General features: G+C 53.7%; 16 protein-coding genes. 10 read left to right on the top strand and 6 right to left on the bottom strand.

Features of this window, described 5'->3' with window-relative positions; translation table 11 throughout:
• Nucleotides 1–156 precede the first annotated feature (156 nt).
• Together pyrD and zapC are read left to right on the top strand one after the other, a co-directional pair.
• The gene (gene pyrD, locus F8561_RS09765; protein ID WP_151887380.1) at nucleotides 157–1,167 is read left to right on the top strand and encodes a quinone-dependent dihydroorotate dehydrogenase; all 1,011 of its coding nucleotides are present in this window, start codon (nucleotides 157–159) and stop codon (nucleotides 1,165–1,167) included.
• 165 nt (nucleotides 1,168–1,332) lie between these two features.
• Nucleotides 1,333–1,875, top strand: coding sequence for a cell division protein ZapC (zapC, locus tag F8561_RS09760; protein ID WP_025204541.1), 543 nt, complete (start codon nucleotides 1,333–1,335; stop codon nucleotides 1,873–1,875).
• Here the strand turns inward: zapC and F8561_RS09755 are convergent.
• On the bottom strand, nucleotides 1,872–2,981 hold the full coding sequence (locus F8561_RS09755) for a YcbX family protein (RefSeq protein WP_025204540.1): 1,110 nt from the start codon (nucleotides 2,979–2,981) through the stop codon (nucleotides 1,872–1,874). The two genes, zapC and F8561_RS09755, sit on opposite strands and share 4 nt — an antisense overlap.
• Before the next feature lie 98 nt (nucleotides 2,982–3,079).
• On the opposite strand from F8561_RS09755, the gene rlmKL reads away from it, so the two are divergent.
• The 6 genes from rlmKL to rmf all read left to right on the top strand — a co-directional run bounded on the left by rlmKL (nucleotide 3,080) and on the right by rmf (nucleotide 11,008).
• Nucleotides 3,080–5,188: a bifunctional 23S rRNA (guanine(2069)-N(7))-methyltransferase RlmK/23S rRNA (guanine(2445)-N(2))-methyltransferase RlmL gene (rlmKL, locus tag F8561_RS09750; protein ID WP_014169422.1), complete on the top strand. Its 2,109-nt coding sequence runs from the start codon at nucleotides 3,080–3,082 to the stop codon at nucleotides 5,186–5,188.
• Nucleotides 5,189–5,200: 12 nt separating this feature from the next.
• Complete coding sequence (locus F8561_RS09745) at nucleotides 5,201–7,108, top strand: ABC transporter ATP-binding protein (protein WP_151887379.1); 1,908 nt, start codon at nucleotides 5,201–5,203, stop codon at nucleotides 7,106–7,108.
• 13 nt (nucleotides 7,109–7,121) lie between these two features.
• Nucleotides 7,122–8,375, top strand: coding sequence for a membrane integrity-associated transporter subunit PqiA (pqiA, locus tag F8561_RS09740; protein ID WP_151887378.1), 1,254 nt, complete (start codon nucleotides 7,122–7,124; stop codon nucleotides 8,373–8,375).
• 4 nt (nucleotides 8,376–8,379) lie between these two features.
• Complete coding sequence (pqiB, locus tag F8561_RS09735; RefSeq protein ID WP_020884796.1) at nucleotides 8,380–10,020, top strand: intermembrane transport protein PqiB; 1,641 nt, start codon at nucleotides 8,380–8,382, stop codon at nucleotides 10,018–10,020.
• Complete coding sequence (pqiC, locus tag F8561_RS09730; RefSeq protein ID WP_025204538.1) at nucleotides 10,017–10,583, top strand: membrane integrity-associated transporter subunit PqiC; 567 nt, start codon at nucleotides 10,017–10,019, stop codon at nucleotides 10,581–10,583. Before pqiB ends, pqiC begins: the two co-directional genes overlap by 4 nt.
• Before the next feature lie 257 nt (nucleotides 10,584–10,840).
• A complete protein-coding gene (gene rmf / locus F8561_RS09725) occupies nucleotides 10,841–11,008 on the top strand; it encodes a ribosome modulation factor (protein ID WP_013097261.1) in 168 nt (55 codons plus the stop codon).
• 72 nt (nucleotides 11,009–11,080) lie between these two features.
• Here rmf and fabA read toward each other — a convergent pair whose 3' ends face one another.
• Both fabA and F8561_RS09715 read right to left on the bottom strand, forming a co-directional pair.
• The gene (gene fabA / locus F8561_RS09720; protein WP_014169427.1) at nucleotides 11,081–11,599 is read right to left on the bottom strand and encodes a bifunctional 3-hydroxydecanoyl-ACP dehydratase/trans-2-decenoyl-ACP isomerase; all 519 of its coding nucleotides are present in this window, start codon (nucleotides 11,597–11,599) and stop codon (nucleotides 11,081–11,083) included.
• A gap of 68 nt (nucleotides 11,600–11,667) precedes the next feature.
• Entirely contained in the window at nucleotides 11,668–13,428 is a 1,761-nt protein-coding gene (locus F8561_RS09715; RefSeq protein WP_047955309.1) for an AAA family ATPase, read from the bottom strand.
• Nucleotides 13,429–13,614: 186 nt separating this feature from the next.
• Between F8561_RS09715 and matP the strand changes: the two genes are divergently transcribed.
• On the top strand, nucleotides 13,615–14,067 hold the full coding sequence (gene matP, locus F8561_RS09710) for a macrodomain Ter protein MatP (RefSeq protein ID WP_014169429.1): 453 nt from the start codon (nucleotides 13,615–13,617) through the stop codon (nucleotides 14,065–14,067).
• Between the two features lie 69 nt (nucleotides 14,068–14,136).
• Here the strand turns inward: matP and ompA are convergent, their stop codons facing one another.
• Together ompA and sulA are read right to left on the bottom strand one after the other, a co-directional pair.
• On the bottom strand, nucleotides 14,137–15,192 hold the full coding sequence (gene ompA / locus F8561_RS09705) for a porin OmpA (RefSeq protein ID WP_020884794.1): 1,056 nt from the start codon (nucleotides 15,190–15,192) through the stop codon (nucleotides 14,137–14,139).
• Between the two features lie 354 nt (nucleotides 15,193–15,546).
• Entirely contained in the window at nucleotides 15,547–16,056 is a 510-nt protein-coding gene (sulA, locus tag F8561_RS09700; RefSeq protein WP_025204536.1) for an SOS-induced cell division inhibitor SulA, read from the bottom strand.
• 217 nt (nucleotides 16,057–16,273) lie between these two features.
• Between sulA and F8561_RS09695 the strand changes: the two genes are divergently transcribed.
• Entirely contained in the window at nucleotides 16,274–16,900 is a 627-nt protein-coding gene (locus F8561_RS09695; protein WP_020884792.1) for a TfoX/Sxy family DNA transformation protein, read from the top strand.
• On the opposite strand, the gene yccS is transcribed toward F8561_RS09695, so the two are convergent.
• On the bottom strand, nucleotides 16,857–19,019 hold the full coding sequence (gene yccS, locus F8561_RS09690; protein ID WP_151887377.1) for a YccS family putative transporter: 2,163 nt from the start codon (nucleotides 19,017–19,019) through the stop codon (nucleotides 16,857–16,859). The genes F8561_RS09695 and yccS overlap by 44 nt on opposite strands.
• Nucleotides 19,020–19,025 lie beyond the last annotated feature (6 nt).

The following is a 19,025-nucleotide window of genomic DNA, read 5'->3' as shown; positions in this document are numbered from 1 at the left end:
ATCTGCAATTAAAATGCGAAAAAGCGCATAAGAACGGGGCTGCGAGGTAAACGATTGCGTCTAACGGAGTTTTTTTTGCCACAGGTCAATTCCCTTTCCGGGCCGGATCGCACATAATCCCCTCCCGGTTTGCACACCGGGAATCCAGGAGAGTTCATGTACTACCCCTTCGTTCGTAAAGCCCTTTTCCAGCTCGACCCTGAGCGCGCTCATGAATTAACATTCCAGCAGTTACGTCGTATTACCGGAACGCCGCTGGCCGCACTGGTGCGTCAAAACGTGCCGGAAAAACCTGTGCAATGCATGGGCCTGACCTTTAAAAATCCGCTGGGTCTTGCGGCGGGTCTGGATAAAAATGGTGAGTGCATTGATGCCCTGGGCGCGATGGGCTTTGGCTCCATCGAAATCGGTACCGTCACGCCGCGTCCGCAGCCAGGTAATGATAAGCCGCGTCTGTTCCGCCTGGTCGAAGCCGAAGGGCTGATCAACCGCATGGGCTTTAATAACCTCGGCGTTGATCACCTTGTTGAGAACGTAAAAAAAGCCCATTTTGATGGTGTATTAGGCATCAATATTGGCAAAAATAAAGACACGCCGGTAGAGCAGGGTAAAGATGACTATCTGATTTGTATGGAAAAAGTCTATGCCTACGCGGGGTATATTGCGGTGAATATTTCCTCACCAAATACCCCAGGTCTGCGCTCTTTACAATATGGCGAAGCACTGGACGATCTTCTGAGTGCCATTAAAAATAAACAAAATGAGCTCCAGGCGATCCACCATAAATATGTTCCGGTCGCGGTTAAGATCGCACCGGATCTTTCTGCTGAAGAATTGATCCAGGTTGCCGACAGTTTAGTTCGCCATAATATTGACGGAGTGATTGCGACCAATACCACACTCGATCGCTCGCTCGTTCAGGGAATGAAAAACTGTGACGAAGCGGGTGGGTTAAGTGGACGTCCGGTACAATTAAAAAGCACAGAAATTATTCGTGCCCTGTCAGCAGAATTAAAAGGACGACTGCCGATTATTGGCGTCGGTGGTATCGACTCCGTGATTGCGGCTCGCGAGAAGATGGCGGCGGGTGCCTCACTGGTGCAAATCTATTCCGGTTTTATTTTTAAAGGACCGCAGCTGATTAAAGAAATCGTTACTCATATCTAATCTTTTCTCTTTATCAGACAACCAGGGCTTTATTTCCAGCCCTGGTTGTTTTATATTCCGTCATTGTTGCTTATTTAGTCATTATAGTCTTTTATTAATGGTGTTATAAACGAAGCGGCGAACAGGACATTTTTAGTACAGGAAGTTTGGGGACGGGAGAGAAACATGCGAATTAAACCTGACGATAACTGGCGCTGGTATTTTTGTGACGAGCATGATCGCATGATGCTCGATTTAGCCAATGGTATGTTGTTTCGTTCCCGTTTTGCTCGCCGAATGTTAACCCCGGACGCTTTCTCCCCGTCAGGCTTTTGTGTTGACGACGCTGCGCTTTATTTCTCCTTTGAAGAAAAATGCCGCGACCTGGTGCTTTCTAAAGAGCAGCGCGCCGAACTGGTATTAAACGCGTTAGTGGCCATTCGATTCCTGAAACCGCAAATGCCGAAAAGCTGGCATTTTTTACCGCACAGCATGAACTGGACCCCCGCCACCGGCGATGCGGCGAGTGTAAACCTGAGCGATACCGCTGAAGAGGTGAGCCTGCTGGTGGTTGAGCCTGGCGAAAATGCCGCACTCTGTCTGCTGGCCCAGCCCGGAGTGACCATTGCCGGGCGGACGATGCAACTGGGGGATGCCATTAAGGTAATGAATGACAGGCTGAAACCGCAGCAACGCGTAGACGCTTTCAGCCTCGAGCAGGCCGTTTAAGCTTCCAGCTGTACCGACGTTTTCGGAATACAGCTGCAGCACAGAATTGTACCATCATCGCCAATCGCGGATTTTTTCAGCGCGCTGACTTCCCCTTCGACCAGCTTGATTCGACAGCACCCACAGATGCCTGCCCGGCAGGAGTAAGGTACGCGGATCCCCGCTTGTTCCAGCTGTTCAAGTAAAACCTGCTGATTGTTGCCGCGGATAACGGTGCCCTGCCAGTGAATGTCTACGGGCGAGCTGGCTGGCGTCTCAACGTCGACGAACTCTTCTTCCTGACCTGCGCCATACACTCTTGCGGGTCCACGGGCGAGAATTTCGACTTCGTCACCCACGCGGATGACGCCGCTTGAGCGCGGAATGAGGTTCTGGCCGAAATCCACATCGCCATTGTCCTGCGCTGTGCGGAATGACTGCAGGGTTTTTAACGGCTCGCCGGAAGGGTGTTTCTGGCCTTTTTCGGGACTGACGGTGGTAAAGATACAGCGGCTGCAGGGCTTCACGACATCAAATACCACGCTGCCGATACGGATCACCTTCCAGGTATCCTCTTCCCAGGCGTCAGCGCCTGTAACAACCAGGTTGGGACGAAACTGCTCCATCTGGACGCTGGCTTTACAGCGACGCTGCAGGTCGCGCAGGGAGGCGTCGTTAGTCAACAGGAAGGGGAAGCCGTCCGCGAAAGAGAGCGGGACCGCCTCGTGGCGCTTAACGCGCCGCGTCAGCGCCGGGCCGACCCAGCGCAGCTGCACATCCCGGGAGAAGAAGCCGCTCAGCCAGCGGTTAATGTCATCCGGGGCGATGCGCGCGGTAAAATGATTGCCCCACACTTCCGTTGGCGCTTCGACAGGCGCAAAATCAGCAAAGCGGATCACCACGCTGGAGCCATCCGGCGCGGTGAGATGCAAACCGTCATAAAGCGGGGAAGGGGTAAAGCGAACCATTTGTGGGAACTGGCGTGCGGTAATGAACGTACCGTCAGGTTCGGTGACCATAAAGATACGATCGAAGGCAAATCCGCTCATGTCGGCCAGCGCGTGTGAAACGCCGATCCCGCGCATGGATTTCACCGGATGAATAAAAAGCCTGGATAACGTCGCCACTGCACAGCCCCTCGAATGAAAATAAGCCTTCAACTTTATGACATACACGCCATATTAGCTATAATGCGCGACAATTTTCTAAGAGTAAAAGTGACGATATGAATTCTCTGTTTGCCAGTACGGCCCGTGGGCTGGAAGAGCTGTTAAAAACTGAACTGGAAACCCTGGGTGCGCAAGAGTGCCAGGTGGTTCAGGGTGGTGTCCATTTTGAGGGCGACACACGGCTTATTTACCAGAGCCTGATGTGGAGCCGTCTGGCATCACGCATCATGCTGCCGATGAAAGAGTGCAAGGTTTACAGCGACCTTGACCTCTATACCGGCGTACAGATGATCGACTGGACAGAGATCTTCTCCCCAAATGCCACCTTTGCCGTGCACTTTAATGGCGTGAACGATGAGATCCGCAACAGCCAGTACGGTGCCCTGCGCGTTAAAGACGCCATTGTGGACTGCTTCACGCGTAAAAATAAGGAACGCCCAAACGTCGATCGTGAAAATCCCGATCTGCGGATCAACGTCTGGCTCAACGGCGACACCGCCAGTATCTCTCTGGATCTGAGCGGCGCGGGTCTGCACCTGCGTGGTTATCGCGATCGTACCGGTATGGCGCCCATCAAAGAGACTCTCGCCGCCGCCATCGTGATGCGTTCCGGCTGGCAGCCAGGCACACCGCTGCTCGATCCGATGTGCGGCTCCGGTACGCTGCTGATTGAGGCCGCTATGCTGGCCACCGACCGCGCACCGGGCCTGCACCGCGGCCATTGGGGCTTCAGTGGCTGGGCGCAGCACGATGAGGCGCTGTGGAAAGAAGTCAAAGACGAAGCGCAGACCCGTGCACGTAAAGGTCTGGCGGAGTACACCTCCCATTTCTACGGCTCTGACAGCGACTCACGCGTCATTGAGCGTGCGCGCAGCAACGCCCGCCGTGCCGGTATCGGCGAGCTGGTCACCTTCGAGGTGAAAGACGTCGCGAACCTGACCAATCCGCTGCCAAAAGGCCCATACGGTACCGTTATCAGCAACCCGCCTTACGGCGAGCGTCTTGATAGCGAACCGGCGCTGATTGCCCTGCACAGCCTGCTGGGCCGTAATATGAAAAATGACTTTGGCGGCTGGAACCTGTCGCTGTTTAGCGCCTCGCCAGAACTGCTGAGCTGTCTGCAACTGCGTGCCGAACGCCAGTTTAAGGCGAAAAACGGCCCGCTGGACTGCGTGCAGAAAAACTACCATCTGGCCGAGAAAGCGGCGGACAGTAAACCATCGGGTGTGGCGGAAGATTACGCTAACCGCCTGCGTAAGAATCTGAAGAAATTCGAAAAATGGGCGAAACAGGAAGGTATCGAATGTTATCGCCTGTATGATGCCGATCTGCCGGAGTACAACGTGGCGGTTGACCGTTACGCTGACTGGGTTGTGGTGCAGGAATATGCGCCGCCAAAAACGATTGATGCACAAAAAGCGCGTCAGCGTATGCTGGACGTGATTGCGGCAACGATTTCGGTGCTGGGCATTGCGCCTAACAAACTGGTGCTGAAAACCCGTGAGCGTCAGAAAGGGAAAAATCAGTATCAGAAAATGGGTGAGAAGGGTGACTTTATCGAGGTGGGCGAATACAACGCGCGCCTGTGGGTTAACCTGACCGATTATCTGGATACCGGTCTGTTCCTTGACCACCGTATCGCCCGCCGCATGCTGGGCCAGATGAGCAAGGGTAAAGACTTCCTGAACCTGTTCTCCTATACCGGCAGCGCCAGTGTGCATGCTGGCCTTGGCGGCGCGCGCAGTACCACCACGGTGGATATGTCCCGTACTTACCTGGAATGGGCAGAACGTAACCTGCGCCTGAACGGTCTCACCGGGCGTCAGCATCGTCTGATGCAGGCTGACGTGCTGGGCTGGCTACGCGAAACGGACGAACAATTTGATCTGATCTTCATCGATCCCCCAACGTTCTCTAACTCCAAGCGTATGGAAGATAGCTTTGACGTTCAACGCGATCACCTGCGCCTGATGACCGACCTGAAACGCCTGCTGCGTAAGGGCGGTACCATTATGTTCTCGAATAACAAACGCGGCTTCCGCATGGATCATGAGGGGCTGGCTGCTCTGGGACTGAAAGCACAAGAAATTAGCCAAAAAACGCTGTCCCAGGACTTTGCCCGTAATCGTCAGATCCATAACTGCTGGTTGATCTCCGCGGTCTGAAAGGAATAATACATGTCTTTAATTAGTATGCACGGCGCGTGGCTCTCTTTCAGCGACTCGCCGCTTCTCGACAATGCAGAACTGCACATCGAGGACAACGAGCGCGTTTGTCTGGTCGGCCGTAACGGCGCGGGTAAATCCACGCTGATGAAAATCCTCAACCGCGAACAGGGCCTGGACGACGGGCGTATTGTTTACGAGCAGGATCTTATCGTCTCTCGCCTGCAGCAGGATCCGCCGCGTCACGTGACCGGCAGCGTTTACGATTTTGTTGCCGAAGGTATCTCTGAGCAGGCCGAATACCTGAAGCGTTATCACGAGATTTCTCACCTGGTGATGACCGACCCGAGCGACAAGAATCTTAACGAACTGGCGAAAGTGCAGGAGATGCTCGATCACCACGGTCTGTGGCAGCTCGAAAACCGCATCAATGAAGTGCTGGCGCAGCTCGGACTGGAACCGGACATGGAGCTGTCGGCGCTTTCTGGCGGCTGGCTGCGTAAGGCTGCGCTTGGCCGCGCGCTGGTCAGCGGGCCGAAAGTGCTGCTGCTGGATGAACCGACGAACCACCTGGATATCGAAGCGATAGACTGGCTGGAAGGGTTCCTCAAAACCTTCAACGGGACCATTATCTTCATCTCCCACGACCGTTCGTTTATCCGCAATATGGCCACGCGTATTGTCGATCTCGATCGCGGCAAGCTGGTGACCTACCCTGGCGATTACGATACCTATCTGCTGGAGAAAGAAGAAAACCTGCGTGTGGAAGAGTTGCAGAACGCTGAATTCGACCGCAAGCTGGCGCAGGAAGAGGTCTGGATCCGTCAGGGCATCAAAGCTCGTCGTACCCGTAATGAAGGCCGCGTTCGCGCGCTGAAAGCGATGCGTCGTGAACGCAGCGAGCGCCGCGAAGTGATGGGCAGCGCCAGAATGCAGGTTGAAGAGGCCTCCCGTTCCGGCAAAATTGTCTTCGAAATGGAAAACGTCAACTATCAGGTTGATGGCAAAGTGCTGGTGAAAGACTTCTCCGCACAGGTTCAGCGTGGGGATAAAATCGCGCTGATCGGGCCGAATGGCTGCGGTAAAACCACGCTGTTGAAGCTGATGCTGGATCAGCTGAAGCCTGACAGCGGCCGCATTCACTGCGGGACTAAGCTCGAAGTGGCTTACTTCGACCAGCACCGTGCGGAGCTGGATCCGGACAGAACGGTGATGGATAACCTGGCGGAAGGTAAACAAGAGGTGATGGTTAACGGTAAGCCGCGCCATGTGCTGGGCTACCTGCAGGACTTCCTGTTCCATCCGAAACGTGCGCTGACGCCGGTACGCGCGTTGTCAGGCGGTGAGCGAAATCGTCTGCTGCTGGCACGTCTGTTCCTGAAGCCAAGTAACCTGCTGATCCTCGATGAACCAACAAACGACCTGGACGTGGAAACGCTCGAACTGCTGGAAGAGCTGATCGACGGCTATCAGGGAACCGTGATGCTGGTAAGCCACGACCGTCAGTTCGTCGATAACACCGTGACCGAGTGCTGGATCTTCGAAGGTGAAGGGCGAATCGGACAGTATGTGGGCGGCTATCACGATGCGAAAGGACAGCAGTCGCAGTCTCAGACGCTAAAACAGGCTAAATCCAGAACCAGTTCCGAACCTGCTGTAACAAAAGCAGAAACTGTCAAGAAAACCTCGGTTAAACTAAGCTATAACCTGCAGCGCGAACTGGAAGGACTCCCTCAGCGTCTTGAAGAGCTGGAAGCCGCACTTGAAGATCTGCAGGCGCAGGTCGCTGATGCGTCATTCTTTACCCAATCGCATGACTATACTCAAAAAGTACTGGCAGAACTGTCCGCGGCTGAAAAAGCCCTGGAAGAAGCATTTGAGCGCTGGGAGTACCTTGAGTCTCTGAAGAACGGCGCATAAACAGGGATACAATATGTGTGACCAGCACCATGCCGACAGGCATATATTATGCTCTCAATGCGATATGCTCGTGGCGTTGCCAGAGCTTGGTCACGGACATAAAGCCCTGTGTCCCCGTTGCGGTACGACGTTGACAACCGAGTGGGACGCACCAAGGCAGCGTCCCACTGCTTATGCGCTGGCGGCGTTGTTCATGCTGCTGCTTTCCAATCTCTTCCCCTTCATTTATATGAAGGTGGGAGGGATGACCAGCCAGGTCGATTTGCTTGAAATTCCGGGGGTTATGTTCTCGGAAGACTATGCCAGCCTCGGCACCTTTTTCCTCCTGTTCGTACAGATCGTCCCGGCTTTTTGTCTGATCGTCATTCTGTTGCTGGTGAACCGCGTCGCGATGCCCCTCGCGCTTAAAATCTGGCTCGCGCGTATCCTGTTCCAGTTAAAAAGCTGGGGCATGGCCGAAATCTTTCTGGCAGGTATCCTGGTCAGTTTCGTCAAACTGATGGCGTATGGCGATGTGGGTATCGGCAGCAGTTTTGTACCCTGGTGTCTGTATTGCGTGCTGCAACTGCGCGCCTTCCAGTGTGTGGACAGACGTTGGGCGTGGGACGATATCGCGCCGGCACCGAGGCTGGTGCAGACGGTAAAGGTGGGGGTGCCAGGCATCCGCCAGGGGCTTCGTTCTTGCCCATGCTGCACCGCTGTGCTGCCAGCCGAACTGGATGTGTGCCCGCGTTGCGAAACAAAAGGATATGTGCGACGTAAAAATAGCCTGCAGTGGACAATGGCGCTGCTGGTGACTTCCATCATGTTGTACCTGCCGGCCAATATCCTGCCGATTATGATCACCGATTTGCTCGGTGACAAAATGCCCTCGACAATCCTTGCCGGGGTAATACTGCTGTGGGGTGAAGGCTCCTATCCCGTTGCGGGGGTGATCTTTATTGCCAGTATTATGGTACCCACGTTAAAAATGATCGCTATTGCCTGGCTCTGCTGGGATGCGAAAGGCCATGGCAAACGCGACAGCGAACGCATGCACCTGATTTATGAAGTCGTCGAGTTTGTTGGACGCTGGTCAATGATTGATGTGTTTGTTATTGCCGTTCTCTCTGCACTGGTGCGGATGGGCGGATTGATGAGTATTTATCCCGCGATGGGGGCATTAATGTTTGCGCTGGTTGTTATTATGACCATGTTTGCGGCCATGACCTTCGACCCTCGTTTATCGTGGGATCGTGAGCCTGAATCAAGCCATGAGGAACAGTAAGAGCATGGAAAATAAGAGTGGAGAGGCGAAAGTGCAGAAGGTCAAAAACTGGTCGCCGGTGTGGATTTTCCCCATCGTGACCGCGCTGATCGGTGCATGGATCCTGTTTTATCATTACAGCCATCAGGGACCGGAAGTGACGCTCATCACCACCAATGCCGAGGGGATTGAGGGCGGTAAAACGACCATCAAAAGCCGTAGCGTCGATGTGGGCGTGGTTGAAAGCGCAACCCTGACCGACGATTTAACCCATGTGGAAATCAAGGCACGCCTGAACGCGGGCATGGAAAAACTGCTGCACGGTGATTCTGCTTTCTGGGTGGTCAAGCCGCAGGTAGGACGTGAAGGGATCAGCGGCTTAGGTACGCTGCTCTCCGGTGCCTACATTGAACTGCAGCCGGGTAAAAAAGGAAGCCAGCCGGCGCAATACCAGCTTCTTGACTCGCCACCGCTTGCGCCGCCAGATGCGAAAGGCATCCGCGTGATCCTGGACAGTAAAAAAGCGGGCCAGTTAACGGCGGGCGATCCCGTGCTGTTCCGCGGTTATCGCGTGGGATCGGTTGAAACAAGTACCTTTGATCCGCAAAAGCGCACCATCAGCTATCAGCTGTTCATCAACGCGCCAAACGATCGGCTGGTCACCAGCAACGTCCGTTTCTGGAAGGACAGCGGGATCGCGGTTGATCTGACGTCAGCGGGAATGCGCGTGGAGATGGGCTCCCTGACCACGCTGTTTGGTGGCGGTGTAAGTTTTGATGTGCCGGAAGGGCAAGATTTGGGACAGCCGGTTGCAGAGAAAACGGCGTTCAGGCTCTTTGACGATCAACGCAGCATTCAGGACGCACTCTATACCGATCACATCGACTTCCTGATGTTCTTTAAAGATTCCGTCCGCGGCCTTCAGCCGGGCGCCCCTGTTGAATTCCGCGGCATTCGCCTGGGTACGGTGGGGCAAGTTCCGTTCTTTGTACCGGGTCTGCAGCAGGTACTGGATGACGATTACCGCATTCCGGTGCTGATTCGCATTGAGCCGGAACGTCTGCTCAACCAGATTGGCGAGAATCAGGATATTGGTACGCATATTACCGAACTGATGAACCGGGGTCTGCGTGGGTCGCTGAAGACGGGCAACCTGGTGACCGGTGCGCTGTATGTGGATATGGACTTCTATCCAAAAGCCCCGCCGATTACCGGTATCCGGGAGTTCGGTGGTTATAAGATCATCCCGACGGTGAGCAGCGGCCTGGCACAGATCCAGCAGCGTCTGATGGAGACACTGGATAAGATTAACAATCTGCCACTGAATCCGATGATTGAAGCCGCGACCAGTTCGCTCAGCGAAAGCCAGGCAACGATGCGTCGTCTGCAAACTACGCTGGATAACATCAACAAGATCACCGCAAGCCAGAGTATGCAGCAGCTGCCGCAGGATATGCAGAAAACGCTGCGTGAGCTTAACCGCAGTATGCAGGGCTTCCAGCCTGGCTCGGCGGCGTACAACAAGATGGTGGCAGATATGCAACGTCTTGATCAGGTCTTGCGTGAACTGCAGCCGGTTCTGAAAACGCTCAATGAGAAGAGCAACGCGCTGGTGTTCGAAGCGAAAGATAAAAAGGATCCTGAGCCTAAGAGGGCAAAAGAATGAATAAATGGCTATTAATGGTTGGCGCTCTGCTGTTAACGGCGTGCAGTTCAGGCGTGGAGAACAAGAGCTACTATCAGTTGCCTCTTGCAGCGCAAAACGGGGTACAAAGTACCGCCAGTCAGGGAAACCGTCTGCTGTGGGTTGAGCAGGTTGCCGTGCCGGATTATCTGGCAGGCAACGGCGTGGTCTACCAGACCAGCGACGTAAAATACGTGATTGCGACAAACAACCTGTGGGCCAGCCCGCTGGATCAGCAGCTGCGCAACACGCTGGTGGCCAATTTGGGCAGCCAGCTTCCGGGTTGGGTTGTCGCGTCGCAGCCGCTGGGTAACGACCAGGATACGCTGAACGTCACGGTTACGGGTTTCCATGGCCGTTATGACGGTGCGGTGGTGATTAGCGGAGAGTGGTTGCTGAACCATCAGGGCCAGATGATTAAGCGTCCTTTCCATCTTGAGCTGAAACAGCAGAAAGATGGCTACGATGAAATGGTGAAAGTGCTGGCCCAGGGGTGGGCGCAAGAGTCGGCCAGCATCGCCAGGGAGATTTCCCGGCTGCCATAAGTAAAATTCATCGGTAAAAACCGCAGTCGGCCTGTTGCTGATTGCGGTTTTTTTTTCAGTTTCACTTCAGACCGTTACTTGTGCCGGGTCACAATTTTTGTACAAATGATCTTCCAGGTAGCTCACAAATATGACACCCGTATGAATTTTGAACATTGACGCTGCGACTAATTCGGGGTATTCGTTATCTGTGCCTGCGCAAGTTTGTGCAGACACTGTTTTCTTTCCACCAGACAAAAGAATGAGGGAAACGAGGCATGAAGAGACAGAAACGAGATCGCCTGGAACGGGCTCATCAACGTGGTTATCAGGCCGGCATCGCTGGACGATCTAAAGAAATGTGTCCTTATCAGACGATAAATCAAAGGTCACAATGGCTTGGAGGCTGGCGAGAAGCCATCGGCGACAGGGCACTCATAGCCTGATAACGTCTCTTTCAAAAAAAGAAACCTCCGCACTGCGGAGGTTTCGCCTTTATGGGGTCGCTCAACGCGAAATCAGAACGCGGAAGTGTCCTGGAACAGACCCACTTTCAGGTCGTTTGCGGTATAAATCTGACGACCGTCTACCAGCACTTCGCCATCTGCCAGGCCCATAATCAGGCGGCGGTTAACGATGCGTTTGAAGTGAATACGATAGGTCACTTTCTTCGCAGTAGGCAGAACCTGTCCGGTAAATTTCACTTCGCCCACACCCAGCGCACGGCCTTTACCTTCACCACCCAGCCAACCCAGATAGAAGCCAACCAGCTGCCACATTGCATCCAGACCCAGACACCCAGGCATTACCGGATCGCCAATAAAGTGGCAACCGAAGAACCACAGGTCCGGATTGATATCGAGTTCTGCTTCTACGTAACCCTTATCGAAGTTGCCGCCGGTTTCGGTCATTTTCACGACACGGTCCATCATCAGCATGTTCGGGGCCGGTAACTGTGGGCCGTTAGCGCCAAACAGTTCACCGCGACCAGAGGCAAGAAGGTCTTCTTTTGTATAGGATTCGCGTTTATCTACCATGTTCTCAGTAAGCCTTATTTTAGTGAAGGACGCAGGATAGCTAACACGTGTACGCTGAACAAGTCCGATCAGTTTGAACTAAACCAGCCTAACCAGCGTAACGGCCAGGGATAACGATGACGAGCATCCTGCTGCGTCGCCTGAGCAATGCGCTCCTGGATAGTCTGCATCAGGGTTGTTTGCCCTTCGCCGTCCCATACCAGGTTTGTCAGTAAGGGTAGTGCATCATCAATGCCTTCGATGGCCCAGATGGTGAATTGTTCCTGTTCCACGGCATCCAGAATGTCCTGGCTGAGGCTCAAATGGCGCGCGTTAGGGGCAGGAATAATCACCCCCTGTTTGCCGTTTAACCCACGCTGCTGACAAATCGAGAAGAAGCCTTCAATCTTTTCGTTCAGACCACCCACTGGCTGCGCACGACCAAACTGATCGACCGAGCCGGTGATCGCGATGTTCTGATTAACTGGCACTTCTGCCAGGGCGCTGATTAAGGCGCACAGCTCCGCCATAGAGGCGCTATCACCATCGACTTCACTGTATGATTGCTCAAACGTCAGCGAGGCGGAGAAGGGGATTTGCTGCTCAAGCTGCAGCTCTGACATCAGGAACGCCTGCATGATCATCATGCCTTTAGCGTGAATGTTGCCGCCCAACTCGGCTTTGCGTTCAATATCAGTGAACTCACCGTCACCGACATGCACAACGCAGCTGATACGGGAAGGCTCCCCGAAAGCGCGCGGGTGGCCGGGGAATTCAATCACCGACAGGGCATTGATCTGCCCGATACGTTCGCCTTCGGTCTCAACCAGAATTTGTTCCAGCAGAATTTCATCCTGCATACGGTCAGCAAGATAGCCTTCACGCCACTCACGCTGCGCCAGCATCTGGGTAAGCTGCTCACCGGTGAATGCGCCGTTACCGCTGACGACACCCACTTCACGTAGTTGCTTGCCTATCCAGAGCGGGCAGAGCGGCAGCGTCTCCTGGTCACCGGTGTAGCGAACCGCTTCGCGGATCAAACCAGGCCAGGCGTCGGCGGCCGGCGTTGGCAGTGCGAAACGTTCCGCAACGCTCAACACCCACTGGCACCACTGTGCCATATCATCGGCATCGGTAATCTGGATGTTATCTTCGTATTCGCTGTAGACCGCCTGCTCAGCCAGTTCGGGCTCCATCTCCTGGAAGTCAGCCAGCGATTCACGATCACCCGTCAGCACCACGGTCAGCGACAGCGGCATTGAAGGAACTGAGACGGGCAGGGGACGAGACTCGTCGTAGCCAACCCAGTCAAAACGCTGCTGACTAACCACCGTTTTCAGGCGCATCCACAGCAGAGGTTGTGAGAGGAGGGTGCGCAACGAGATGATCAGTACGCCGCCATTCGCGCGGTGCACCAGCCCAGGTTGCAGCGAGAGCTCACCGTTAAACTGGCGCAGACAACCAAAGAGTTGTTCAGCCTCGACCCAGTTAGCGGTAATCACTTCACCCCTGGCAGCAAAGCGGTCGTCGGGCTGCTCTGCCGGTTCGAATGTGACATCATGTCCCGCGATACGATATTGGCCGCCAAAGACGGCGTTCGCTTGCGGTCGCAACTGGCGCATGGCATCACCCAGAAGCGTCAGATATTCCGCTTCTTCCGGGGCCTTGAGCATCATGAAGGGTGATGTTGCCCAGGGGCTTAACACCTGCTCCAGCGCATAATGCAAACGGGGTTGCGTATCGCTAAGGATGAATTCGTGTTCTTTTGCGAGATCGGGTCGTGCAAACAGTTCCTGATAGCTCTCGGTATCCGGAACGAGGTCACGCCATGCAAGTTTCGTAATGGTCAAAGTTGATGTTTTTTAGTTAGATGTAAAAGCGTGGAGTATACCGTAAGCGGGGGGCTCTACCCAAGCAGGATTGGGCATTTCGGCAGGGTGATTGGCTGCATTCACTCACAGGATATGATTTCTTTTCAGCAGATTGCCAAAAAACTGATATTCTGAACAGAGTTACGTGGTAACACTGAGATCGCAATGAAATATCAACAACTGGAAAATCTCGAAAGCGGCTGGAAATGGAAGTACCTGGTCAAAAAGCACCGTGAAGGGGAGCTGATCACCTGCTACATCGAAGCCAGCGCAGCGCAAGAAGCCGTGGATATTTTGCTGACCCTCGAAAATGAACCGGTACAGGTTAACGGCTGGATTGAGAAACACATTAATCCTGCGTTGTTAAACCGGATGAAGCAAACTATTCGTGCGCGTCGCAAGCGGCATTTTAATGCGGAGCATCAGCACACTCGCAAAAAATCCATCGACCTTGAGTTTATGGTCTGGCAACGTCTGGCAGGGCTTGCGCAACGGCGTGGGAAAACGCTGTCAGAAACGATAGTGCAGTTGATTGAAGATGCCGAGCATAAAGAGAAGTACGCCAACCAGATGTCGACGCTGAAGAATGATCTTCAGGCTCTGTTGGGTAAGAAATAGATTTTTGTTTACTTGAGATTCAGATAATAAAAAACCCCGCAGTGCGGGGTTTTTTTATAAGACGATAACTTATGCCGCTGGCTGAGTTACAACGTCTTTGATGCCTTTAACTTCGATCTCTACGCGACGATCTGGAGCCAGGCAGTCGATCAGTGCAGCGCGAGCTTTAACGTTGTCACAGGTGTTGCCAGTAACTGGGTTAGCTTCGCCCATACCACGTGGGGAGATCTTGTTAGCTGGGATACCTTTAGAGATCAGGTAATCAACAACAGACTGAGCACGTTTCTCAGACAGTTTCTGGTTGTAAGCGTCAGAACCGATACGGTCGGTGAAGCCCAGAACCACTACAGAACCGTCTTTAGGATCCAGGTTGCTCAGCTGGGTGTACAGCTGATCCAGTGCCTGCTGACCTTCTGGTTTCAGGGTAGCTTTGTTGAAGTTGAACAGAACGTCAGACTTCAGAGTGAAGTGCTTGGTCTGTACTTCTGGAGCTGGAGCCGGCGCTGGAGCAACGATTGGCGCTGCATCTTCCTGCTGGCCGAAACGGTAGGACACACCTACGCTCAGCATGCCGTTGTCCGGACGAACACCAACGGTGTTGCCGTCGCCGATGTTGTTAACCCACTGGTATTCCAGACGGGTAGCGATATCACGGGTCATAGCCCACTCAACGCCACCAGCGAATACTGGGGAAACACCGGTGTCATGGTCGTCGCCAGCGATGCTGTTGCTGGAGTCAGCGCGCCATACCATGCCGCCCAGACGAGTGTACACGTCCAGATCGTCAGTTACTGGGTAACCCAGTTTAGCGGTCAGCTGTACGCCCTGAGCTTTAAAAGCGCCGTTTACGTTGTCGCCTTTGTATGGCATACGACCTAACCAGTCGTAACCCATTTCAAAACCAACATACGGGTTAACCTGATAGCCACCGAACGCACCTGCACCAAGCTGGCTCTCGTGAGTAGGGCCATCGTTGTTCAGGCTGCTGTTGTACCAGCCGGTGTCATGGAACTGAGACCAGCCCAGTTTACCACCTGCATACCAGGTATTATCTTTCGGAGCGGCCTGCGCTACGGTAGCGAAGCCAGCCAGTGCCACTGCAATCGCGATAGCTGTCTTTTTCATTTTTTGCGCCTCGTTATCATCCAAAATTCGCCATGAAGGTCTCAATAGAGATTCACGGTTAAATCCTTCACCGGGGGGCGTGGTCAAATATAAATCTACCGATATCTTCGGCTTAGGCCGAGCACCCCTGGCGATGTAAAGTCTACAACGTAGCTGAAAACTTACAAGTGTGAAGTCCGTCAGGCATATGAAAAAAAAAGTTCCGTATACCGATTATTTAACATTTTTCGAACGAGTTTTGTGCAATAAAATTAAGGAGAACCGCACCAGACAAGCCTTGCCGCAGTTTTGGCGCCTGGAACTAAAATCGCATCTTGTGGTCAAAAAAAATTCCAGGAATAATCTTAATTTTCCTCAATGATACAAATTTGAGTGAATTTTTAGGCCAGAAAGTTGTCCTCTGCGATAAGAATCTGGTCGAACCGGACGCATGATCAACCCGATCGCACTACCTTCTTCAGCCGCTTCAGTCAGTCGAAAATGATCCTCATCGGTCAATTCGTCGGATAACCATCCAATCACCACGCTGTAATTCCCCGTACGTAACGCCCGGATCATCGATTCCACAGTATCGCAGGGAGAGAGTTGGTTAATTTGCATGACCTTTGTCAGCGGCAGGCCTGCGGACTGCACCCATTCACGGCTCAGTTTTTGTTGAGGCGTCAGCCAAAGCTGCCAGCGCGACTGCTGACCAAGCTGTTGTAATAACGGCAACAGCAGAAGTTGAGTGAGCAGGGGCTGGTCTTCACGATAAACCACTTCACTGATAAGCCCTGTCGAAACACGCCCGGTGGAATTCTGCGTGACATTGCCAGCGGAAGAAGAGAGAGAGGTTGAGCGATTTGCATAGCCTGAAGTGTACATATTCATTCCAGCCCTGTAGTTACTGTATGGATATACAGTAACCCCTGTATGCATAAAGATCAACCTCATTTTCGGAAAGCGACTCGCAAAATTCATTCATTATTGATGCGCCTGGAAAAATCATCTTGCTCAACGACGATAAGTTGCCTATTTTCCTGCTAACGGATCCGCTAGTAAGAAATTTCGTTGTTACTTTATGATTTTGAAGGGAAATATCATGAAAAAGATATCTTATGAACGGATTTATAAATCCCAGGAATACCTTTCACCCTTAGGTGAAATCCACCATCGTGCGCTGTTCGGGGGGTATACCCTGGCCGTAGATGATGCCGTCTTCGCTATGGTCTCCGATGGGGAACTGTATCTCCGGGCCTGTGAGGAAAGTGCAAAATACTGTGTAAAAAATGCCTCGTCATTCTTAACCCTGATGAAACGGGGTCGTCCGGTGCTGCTCAATTATTATCGTGTCGATGACGGACTGTGGCAGGACAGAGAACGACTGCTTCAGCTCTCCTCGTTCGCGCTCAATGCGGCACGAAAAGAGCGTTCGCAGCGTGATCGGCGAAACCGCCTCAAGGACTTGCCCAATCTCACCTTTCAGCTTGAAGTGCTGCTCTTTGAAGCCGGAATCACTGATGAAGAGACGCTGCGGGAGCTGGGTGCCCGTGCGAGCTGGCTGAAGATGCGGGCGAAGAATAAAGCGCTCAGCATTAAAGTGCTCTTCGCGTTGGAAGGGGCCATCGCCGGACTTCATGAAGCGGCACTCCCGGCGGGAATTCGCCGGGAGTTAACGGAGTGGTTTAATGCGCTGCCTGAGCCACAGGAGAATCACTCCTCCAGGTAGCGATCTGCAGTTGCAGTCGGCAAATTTCTGGCAGCAGAGCGATAAGGAGGCCAATCTGCTGAAGAACCAGCGGTGCTTTGCTGTCGCTTCCCGGGTCAATATGCTTAATACGCTGAGCCAGTTCATCCAGCGCGTGTTGGACGCGAGGCTCATCGGCTGGTCGGTGATGAAGCGCGTCATCGACATAGCATACGGCATCATCCAGCAGGGCGAGGATGGCCGGGTGAGTCAATTTCTCACGGTGGGCACCCAGCGTCGAAATATAGCTGGTGAAGGTATGGTTCAGACAGAGCAGGCGGAAAGCCGTTTCCCGAATTTCTGCCGTGGCGCGAGGCTCCGTGGACATGTTAGAGACTACCGAAGCCAGTTCAGCATCACAGTTATGCGCATCGCGACGCGCGATACGATAAGCCAGACGGTTATCGCGACCCTGATGATACTGCTCAAGGATGGCATCAAGGTATCGACAGTTCGCGTTCATCGCCCTGTCTACCACACGCGGTAAATTACGGAACCGCCAGTCCGGCCAGATAAAACTGACCGCCGCCCAGGCGATAGCGCAGCCAATCAGCGTATCTATCACGCGGGGCAGGGCCACTTCAAATCCTTCACCCAGCAGGTTAAAGCAGAGTAGCACCAGCAGCGTGATGAACATTGTGGCATGCGCATACTGCACATTACGGAAGGCGAAGAACAACACACCGGTGATCACGATCAGGATCAGCTGGCCTTCGACAGAGGGCACGAAATAGAGCACCGGCAGCCCAATAGCGACGCCCACCAGCGTACCGATAATACGTAGCGCAAGGCGGTGGCGGGTGGCGTTATAGTTTGGCTGGCAAACAAACAGGCTGGTCAGCAGGATCCAGTAACCGTGATGTAACCCGGTTATCTGAATGATGGCATAACCCACGCACAGCACCAGTGACATCCTCACCGCATGGCGAAACAGTGCCGATTCCGGCGTAAAGTTGCGGCTCAGTCGCAGCCACATATCGCTGAGGCTATGCACGCTGTCATCAGCAAGCTGATTCTCCACATCTTTATCGGGGAGCGCCATCGCCTGCTCGGATTCAATGGTAGCCAGCTGAGCATCTATCGCCCGCAGGTTATTCAGCAAAAATCCCAGTGCTTTAATATGTTCCGGCGACGTTCCACTGGCCTGAACGCGATCGAGCGCCGCATCAAGATGGCTAAATACGCGTTCGAAGCGCGGGTCATGTTGATAGGGCGTACGCAGCAAAATGGAGCGTGCCAGCTGCTGGCACGCCTGAGACTGCATCGACAGCAGGCGCTGGAAGCGGAACATCACGTCGCTGTAGCGGAACTTCTCGCGCAGGGCAGCATACTGAACGTGCGAGGAGCTGGCACGCTCATGTATATCCTGAGCCGCGAAATAGTAGTGCAAGGTTCTTCGCGTTCCGCGCTGACCGCGATCGCCCCGCAGACGGGTAAGCAGTGAGGCTTTCGTCTGGTTAAGTGTGGCGACCAGTTGACCGTTGGCCAGAGCCAAATCGTAGAGCGGAGACTGGCTCTCCTCCTCGATATCCGGATCGAAGAGCCGGGATTTTAGCTCAAGATAGTGGGCCAGTTGCTCAAAGCTGCGGGCAAGGTTGTCCTGAAGAGGGCGAACCGGAAAAATAAGATGCCCGGTTAACGTCAGCAGGTTATACCAGACGGCCCCCAGCAACAGCAGTATGGGTTGCTGGTACCATTGATCGTAAAGGGAAACACCCAGCATGGTGTAAATGGCGATCAGCAGGGCACCAAAGGCGATAGTGGCATAGCGCTGCCCAAGGCCGCCAAGCAAAATAAACCCGCTGGTAGAGAGCGTAAGGCCAATGGCAAACAGCCAGGGCCAGGGGAAGAGCAACTCCACGGAGGCTGACGCGATAAAAAAACAGACCAGCGTAATCACAAGATTACGCAGGCGCCCGGCAAGGCGATCGTCCAGATCCGCCAGCGCCCCCGCAACCACTCCCAGCGTGAGCGGGATGGTGAGTTTTACGTCATTCAGCCACCACGGCAGAGCAACCGTGCCGCACAGTGCGATAAATATTCTGACGTTATAAAGCCAGATGCTGTTCCAGGTATAACGGCGAAGCAGTGGGCTTAGCATAAGCAC

Source organism: Enterobacter sp. 198, from assembly GCF_009025585.1.
Lineage (GTDB): Bacteria > Pseudomonadota > Gammaproteobacteria > Enterobacterales > Enterobacteriaceae > Enterobacter > Enterobacter ludwigii.
This window is presented reverse-complemented; position numbering and strand designations above follow the sequence as displayed.

Bases quoted from the DNA above. Each gene is read 5' to 3' on its own strand.
- pyrD (WP_151887380.1), top strand. From the start codon at position 157: ATGTACTACCCCTTCGTTCGTAAAGCCCTTTTCCAGCTCGACCCTGAG.
- zapC (WP_025204541.1), top strand. From the start codon at position 1,333: ATGCGAATTAAACCTGACGATAACTGGCGCTGGTATTTTTGTGACGAG.
- rlmKL (WP_014169422.1), top strand. From the start codon at position 3,080: ATGAATTCTCTGTTTGCCAGTACGGCCCGTGGGCTGGAAGAGCTGTTA.
- F8561_RS09745 (WP_151887379.1), top strand. From the start codon at position 5,201: ATGTCTTTAATTAGTATGCACGGCGCGTGGCTCTCTTTCAGCGACTCG.
- pqiA (WP_151887378.1), top strand. From the start codon at position 7,122: ATGTGTGACCAGCACCATGCCGACAGGCATATATTATGCTCTCAATGC.
- pqiB (WP_020884796.1), top strand. From the start codon at position 8,380: ATGGAAAATAAGAGTGGAGAGGCGAAAGTGCAGAAGGTCAAAAACTGG.
- pqiC (WP_025204538.1), top strand. From the start codon at position 10,017: ATGAATAAATGGCTATTAATGGTTGGCGCTCTGCTGTTAACGGCGTGC.
- rmf (WP_013097261.1), top strand. From the start codon at position 10,841: ATGAAGAGACAGAAACGAGATCGCCTGGAACGGGCTCATCAACGTGGT.
- fabA (WP_014169427.1), bottom strand. From the start codon at position 11,599: ATGGTAGATAAACGCGAATCCTATACAAAAGAAGACCTTCTTGCCTCT.
- matP (WP_014169429.1), top strand. From the start codon at position 13,615: ATGAAATATCAACAACTGGAAAATCTCGAAAGCGGCTGGAAATGGAAG.
- ompA (WP_020884794.1), bottom strand. From the start codon at position 15,192: ATGAAAAAGACAGCTATCGCGATTGCAGTGGCACTGGCTGGCTTCGCT.
- sulA (WP_025204536.1), bottom strand. From the start codon at position 16,056: ATGTACACTTCAGGCTATGCAAATCGCTCAACCTCTCTCTCTTCTTCC.
- F8561_RS09695 (WP_020884792.1), top strand. From the start codon at position 16,274: ATGAAAAAGATATCTTATGAACGGATTTATAAATCCCAGGAATACCTT.
- yccS (WP_151887377.1), bottom strand. From the start codon at position 19,019: ATGCTAAGCCCACTGCTTCGCCGTTATACCTGGAACAGCATCTGGCTT.